This is a genomic window from Thermococcus sp., assembly GCF_027008145.1.
Classification (GTDB): domain Archaea; phylum Methanobacteriota_B; class Thermococci; order Thermococcales; family Thermococcaceae; genus Thermococcus.
In genome coordinates this window covers 1-5,848 of the sequence record NZ_JALTCZ010000149.1, presented here as the reverse complement: position 1 = coordinate 5,848, position 5,848 = coordinate 1, and the positions used below count along the sequence as shown (strand labels likewise).

Annotated in this window: 6 protein-coding genes and 2 pseudogenes; 3 read left to right on the top strand and 5 right to left on the bottom strand. The window is 54.4% G+C overall.

Features of this window, described 5'->3' with window-relative positions; genetic code table 11:
* Both MVD07_RS07090 and MVD07_RS07085 read right to left on the bottom strand, forming a co-directional pair.
* Nucleotides 1-189: pseudogene (locus MVD07_RS07090) on the bottom strand (hypothetical protein); the annotation flags it as partial.
* A gap of 212 nt (nt 190-401) precedes the next feature.
* Nucleotides 402-1,004: an adenosylcobinamide amidohydrolase gene (locus tag MVD07_RS07085; RefSeq protein ID WP_297500102.1), complete on the bottom strand. Its 603-nt coding sequence runs from the start codon at nt 1,002-1,004 to the stop codon at nt 402-404.
* A gap of 99 nt (nt 1,005-1,103) precedes the next feature.
* Here MVD07_RS07085 and MVD07_RS07080 point away from each other — a divergent pair, with 99 nt between their 5' ends.
* Nucleotides 1,104-1,619, top strand: a complete 516-nt coding sequence (locus MVD07_RS07080; protein ID WP_297500099.1) for a molybdenum cofactor biosynthesis protein B — start codon at nt 1,104-1,106, stop codon at nt 1,617-1,619.
* Between the two features lies 1 nt (nt 1,620).
* The gene (glp, locus tag MVD07_RS07075) at nt 1,621-2,811 is read left to right on the top strand and encodes a gephyrin-like molybdotransferase Glp (RefSeq protein WP_297500096.1); all 1,191 of its coding nucleotides are present in this window, start codon (nt 1,621-1,623) and stop codon (nt 2,809-2,811) included.
* On the opposite strand, the gene MVD07_RS07070 is transcribed toward glp, so the two are convergent.
* The 3 genes from MVD07_RS07070 to MVD07_RS07060 form a co-directional block, all read right to left on the bottom strand.
* Nucleotides 2,808-3,035 (bottom strand): hypothetical protein, encoded by a 228-nt coding sequence (locus MVD07_RS07070; RefSeq protein ID WP_297500094.1) that lies wholly within the window; start codon nt 3,033-3,035, stop codon nt 2,808-2,810. The two genes, glp and MVD07_RS07070, sit on opposite strands and share 4 nt — an antisense overlap.
* Before the next feature lie 336 nt (nt 3,036-3,371).
* Nucleotides 3,372-4,493: a DUF835 domain-containing protein gene (locus MVD07_RS07065; RefSeq protein ID WP_297500091.1), complete on the bottom strand. Its 1,122-nt coding sequence runs from the start codon at nt 4,491-4,493 to the stop codon at nt 3,372-3,374.
* A complete protein-coding gene (locus MVD07_RS07060) occupies nt 4,477-5,520 on the bottom strand; it encodes a hypothetical protein (protein WP_297500089.1) in 1,044 nt (347 codons plus the stop codon). Before MVD07_RS07060 ends, MVD07_RS07065 begins: the two co-directional genes overlap by 17 nt.
* Before the next feature lie 120 nt (nt 5,521-5,640).
* Here MVD07_RS07060 and MVD07_RS07055 point away from each other — a divergent pair.
* Nucleotides 5,641-5,848, top strand: a pseudogene (locus MVD07_RS07055) (long-chain fatty acid--CoA ligase); the annotation flags it as partial.

Genomic DNA, 5,848 nt, shown 5'->3' with positions numbered 1-5,848 from the left:
CGTAACCAGCTTGAAGAACACGTGAACTTTTGACCAGTTTTCCTGAACCTTGCTCACTGGTTTTGTAACTGCAAACGGGTTCACGCAGCCCTTGACTTCTGGGTACTTGGGGTAGCTGACCACGTAGGCTCCGTACGCCCCGATGAGGAGTAAGACCACGAGTATGGCCAGTAACGCACGCCTCCTCATCGACCCCCCCAACGGGTTTTGCACTTAAATTATGATAGTTTGTGGTATATAAGCATTATTTAAACCAAAGGTTAACAACCAAATGCATGAGAAAGTTAATTCTCAAACAAATGAAGTTCAACCAAAACTAACCTTCCTCTAGCCTATAACCCGGTTATGTTCCCCCGATACTGTCCTTGTAATTCCATTCTTCCGCAAACAGGAGGAGATCCTTAAGGGCTATCGCTGGCCCTTCTCATCTCCTCCCACTTCCTCAAACTCTCTTCCAGCGCCTTCCTAACGGCCCTTCCGATGTTCAAGCCAAGCTCTGTAGCGGTTCCCGCCCACTCCTTATTTCCTTCAAAGGCGAAAATCCCTATCCCGTCACTCGTCGTTCCCGTTGCATTGTAGCCGAGTTTTAGAAGGGTGTAGGTTTTCGCCTCGGTTGCGGTCATTATGGCGTTGGCCATCGCACCGACCGTTAATCCTTCCTCGATTACAAGGGCGATGTTTATCGTGCCCGGCTTCCAGGGAGGTGGTTCTTCGCCCGCTATCGCCGGGTTGGTTATTCCAGCTGTTACGTAGGCCGTAACGTTCCCGCTTTTGGCGATTGAGAGAACCTTCTCTATGTCCGCGGCTGTCATGAAGCCGACAAAATCCTTCAAGCCGTGTTCCCGTTCGAAGGCCAAGCAGTCTTTTCTGTAGTCGCCCGAGTAGTCCTTGGGGACTCCCATAAAGAAGAAGCCGTTGCCCCTGCTTAGCCCTCCCCGGTGGGGCGCGTTGCTGAGAACGAGCATAGGCCGTGGAAAGGGCTTTATGAAGTGCCTGAACCTCATGCACTTCCCTTGGTTACGGGGAATATAACCCTTCCCGTTAAACGCTTCCGTTTGCTAAAACATTATTAAGCCCAAGTTCAAGTTTAACCGGGTGGTAGCATGGGTGTTGAGGAGCACAAGAGGGAGGCACCCAGAACCTTCAGGTTTGCCGTCGTAACTGTCAGCGATACCGCCAGCAGGGGTGAGAAAGAAGACCGGAGCGGAAAGTTCCTTCTGGAGGAGCTTGAAAAGGCCGGACACGAGAGGGTTCTCTACCGGATTGTCCCCGACGAGAAGATGGAGATAATAGGGGCAATCGTGGAGGCCTTTAGAGCCGGGGCCGACGTGGTTGTGACTTCCGGCGGGACGGGGATAGCGAGCAGGGACGTGACGGTAGAGAGCCTCAGGCCACTTTTTGACAAGGAGCTCACCGGGTTCGGCGAGGTTTTCAGGCTTCTAAGCTACGAGGAGATTGGGACCTCAGCGATCATGACGAGAGCTACTGCGGGGATAATCAGGAGCTCCGGAAGAGCTATGGCCCTCTTCTGCCTTCCGGGGAGTCTTGGGGCAGCGAGAACCGGGGTAAAGATCATCCTGAAGGAGGCCGGCCACGTGCTGAAGCATGGGAGGGAGTGAAATGAGGGAATTCAAGCGTCTCACCCCCTACAGGGAAGCGCTGAAGCTTCTGCTTAACGACATCGAGGAGATAAATGAAGTGGAGGAGGTCTCCCTTGAGGATGCCATCGGGAGGGTTCTCGCCGAGGACGTGGTCTCGTCGATAGACCTTCCTCCCTTCGACAGGGCGGCGGTGGACGGCTACGCTTTGAGGGCAGAGGACACGTTCCGGGCTAGGGAGTACAGCCCGGTCGAGCTTAGGGTAATCGACGAGATTGTAGCCGGGCAAGAGAGCGGGGCGAAGGTCGAGCCGGGAACTGCAGTAAAGCTGACCACCGGGGCCAAAATACCAGAAGGTGCCAACGCCGTCCTCATGCAGGAGATGGCGGAGCGCGAGGGAGGCGTCATCAGGGTTCTCCGCCCCGTTGCGCCGGGCCAGAACGTGGCATTCGCCGGGGAGGATGTTGGGAAGGGGGAGGTAATCCTTAAAAAGGGGCAGGTTCTGAGGCCACAGGATATCGCATTGCTCAAGGCAACTGGATTTAAGAGCGTGAAGGTGAAGAGGAAGCCCCATGTCGGAATAATCGTCACCGGGAGCGAGCTTATAGAGGAGTTCGACGAGGAGAAACTGAAGGCTGGCAAAATCCTTGAGAGCAACTCAGTGATGCTCAAGGGGCTTGTAAGGCAGTACTTTGGTGAGCCGGTGTTTTACGGCATCATAGCAGACGATGAAAGGTTGATAGGTGAGGCCATTTCACGGGCGAAGGAGGAGAACGACCTCGTCCTCGTTACTGGCGGTTCAGCCTTCGGTGATACGGACTTCGCCCACAGGTTCATCAAACTGCTCTTCCACGGGACAACGATAAAGCCTGGCCGACCAATAGGCTACGGCGAGAGGGTATTCGTGATGAGCGGTTATCCTGTGGCGGTCTTTGCCCAGTTCCACCTCTATGTCAAGCACGCTCTAGCCAAGCTAGTGGGGGCTAGAAACTACGAGGTTCGTGTCAGGGCAAGGCTGAAGGAAAGAGTCTCCAGCCAGCTCGGTCGCTGTGAGTTCGTCAAGGTCTGGTATGAGAAGGGCGAGGCAAGGCCTATCAAAAAGAGGGGAAGCGGGATAATAAGCTCCCTAGTTGGTAGCAACGGCTTTATCCTGATCCCCGAGGACAGCGAGGGCTACCTTGAGGGAGAAGGGGTAGAGGTGGTGCTTTATTAATAGTCCTCAAGCAACTCCCTGACGTCGGGTATCTTGATTAACTCCCTGACTTCCTCCGGGAGGAGCTTGAGGGCTTCCGTTTCCCTTTCAGCGAATTCGCGGAGGATCTCCTCCGCCTCTCTCTTCCTCCTGTCCATTATCTCGCGCAGGGGGTTCTCAGTGAGCCAGGGAATCACCTTGCCGACATCTCCCTTAGGAACATTAACGTAGTCCGCTCTTATCATGGTGTTATAATCTAGTCCCTATCCTTAATAACTTTTGCTCTTCAGTTTTTGCACACCATACAAAAAGGTAATTAAATTCTGGAAAATCCCTAAAGTGTGGCCCGCCCGTAACCCCCGTCCTCATCCCAGCCCGACGGCAGAATCAGACGGGTTAACCCAGGCGGGCTTGTACCCGGCCTGGGTTTCCCGCGGTCATCACGCTCCGTAACGCGGAAGACCCTCCCACGGGGACCTCGCTGAGACCGGGCTGTAGCCCCCCGCATCGCCCCCCGGTTCATTCTCCCCGGGGTCCTCGCGCGGGGGCATTAAAGAGTTCACCTTAGGTTTATAAAACCTTCACCCAAGGAGCTTCCTCAGCTGGGCGTACCTGTTCTCGCTCAGGCCTCCCTTTTCGAGCACTATGATTAGCGTCCCCTTGTTGACGAGGACTATGTCCCTGAGCTTTGAGAGGAACTTCATGAGGCTTTCCCAGGAGTTGTAGACCATAAGGTACTCGAAGCAGTCTATCAGGATTACACCCCTCTTCCCTGCCTTAGAGAGGACCTCAAGGTACTGGTAGGTCAGCTCGGTCATCTTGGCTAGGTTCGTGGGCGTTATCGTCCCTTTGAAGTTCCCCTGGAAGGGAACCGTGGTGACGAAGTAGGCCTCCCACTTCTCCGGGATGTCAGAGGCATCCCGGAGGAATGCCAGGACGGGGACGTTCTTTAGGCGCTCCTTAATCTGGGGATAGTCCCTGGTGTCGAGCATCATTACCCCCGGCTTGAAGTCAATCTCGGCTTCCCCGTTGATGCCGGCGAACCTGAAGGCCCTTGAGGATGTCAGGTTTATCATCGCCCAGACCATGAAGACTATCAGGATTGTCGAGAATGTAAAACCAACGACCTTGTATAACTCGATCTTGCCGAATATCGCCGCGGGGACTAAGTGTATGCCGAAGAGTATGACCCCGGCTGAGAGGTATTTGATGGCGCTTTTGTACACCTCCTTGACCTCCCAGAGTAGCATCCCACCGCTCACGACGAAGACCCCGCTTATGCCGAGAGAGGATGCCACGGTGGCCGTCCAGAGGGCGTCTCCGGTGTAGTGGTACACGTAGAGCATATACACCATAAAGGTCGGCGGCATCATTGAGAAGAGGGCCAGCGTCCTGTGGCTGACGCTCAGAGACTCCTCCTCAAGGAACTTGACAGAGCCGTAGAAGATGAGACCGCTAAAGGTTGGAAGTGCAACGAGGCCGGCTATATCGAAGAAGGGTTTGCCGGTATTCACCGAGGCGAGGACGAATATCAGGTCAAAAATCCATGCTAGGGAGAAGGCGAGCGCTGAAATCCTCCTGTTTTGGAGGTATATCCTGAAGATCAGGACTGCCGCCGTTATGTCGGCCAGCACGACGGCAATGAACTCCACCATGAGCAGGGAGTACGTCCAGTCCATGCTCTCACTACCTGCTTGGCTCACCGAAGCCGTCCCACCTGAATGGACCTGCTGGAGGAACGCGCTCTGCCGTCTCACTCTCCAGTTTTACCACTAGAACCTCGGGCCGGGCGATTATGAAGGCCGTCGTGCCCCGCTCTCCCCTCTTAACGACCCTGAACCCATCTTCCCTCTTAAGAGGGAAGATTATTGTGACTGGGTAGTTCGAGTAGTAGTGGAACCTCCCGTTCCTGTAGATGCCAACGAGGTCACCGAAGAGGTAGTAGCCGTAGAGGGGGATTATCTTGGTTCCACCGAAGGTTGCTTTCAGGTAGTCCAGAAAGCCCTCGTTTACCCCGACGCCACTCACCATCGCGGTCTCTATGTCCTCGCTGTATTTTTCGAAGAGGGTCATCAGCTGGGGGGCGGTTCTCACGGTGTTTACCATATCCCTCTCCATGACCCTGTGGGTGTACCTTGTCAGGGGGTCGAGGAGCCTCAGGACGGCATCCAGCCCCTGCTCCTTCAGAACTCTCTTCAGGCCCTCAGTCTCCATTCCGATAAAGTACAGCGTGCCCCCATAGCTCCACACGAGCTCGCTTATCTCGTCCTGGTACCAGCCGTACGGGCCGTGGGCAATGGCGCGCATCTGGTGGCCACTGTAATCTGAATCAAGGTGGTAGAGCTCATCAATCGCCTTCCTCATATAGGGGAGGAGAATACGAAGATAGTCTCCGTCCCAGTGGCCGATTGCCCTCTCCCTTGTCGTCCCCGAGGACTGGTAGAATCTTATCCTTCCGGGATAGTTCTCGGGGACGAACTCGGGCCAGTTGGCTCTCAGGTAGTCCTCATCAACCATGAGGCCGGCGTTGAAGACCTTCTCAAAGACCTCTTTGATGCTTCCCTGAAAGATTTCATCGAGGTCTGGTTTTAGCTTCCTCGCGACTTTCCTCCAGTAGGGAGTCCTCTTAAAATGAAACTCAAAAATCCTCCTCAGGTAGTCCCTTGTGAACTCCTCAGAAACACCCAGTGGGTCGTCCTCGATTACAGGGATTATGGAGTCATACATCATGGTAGGTTACTATGACGAACCACTATAAAAGGTTTATCCGGAAACTCTAGCCGTTCGGTGTTTCTGGAATTCCGTTAAATATTAATAGAATGAAGTTCGAAACTTCAACGGTGGCATTCTATGGGGTTGGTAATGGGAAGGACGGGCCGGGAAAGCCTGAGAGACTTTGCTTACACCCTGAGGGAAGCCCTGGAAACGACACCCTTCTGGAGGGAGAAGTTCGCTGGAATAGATGTCGAGAGCCTTAAACCTGGGGATCTGATCGGGCTCACCGATATGGTTGTCATAGAGCCCCACGACCTTTACAGGACGGAGTCAGTGTGGCCCG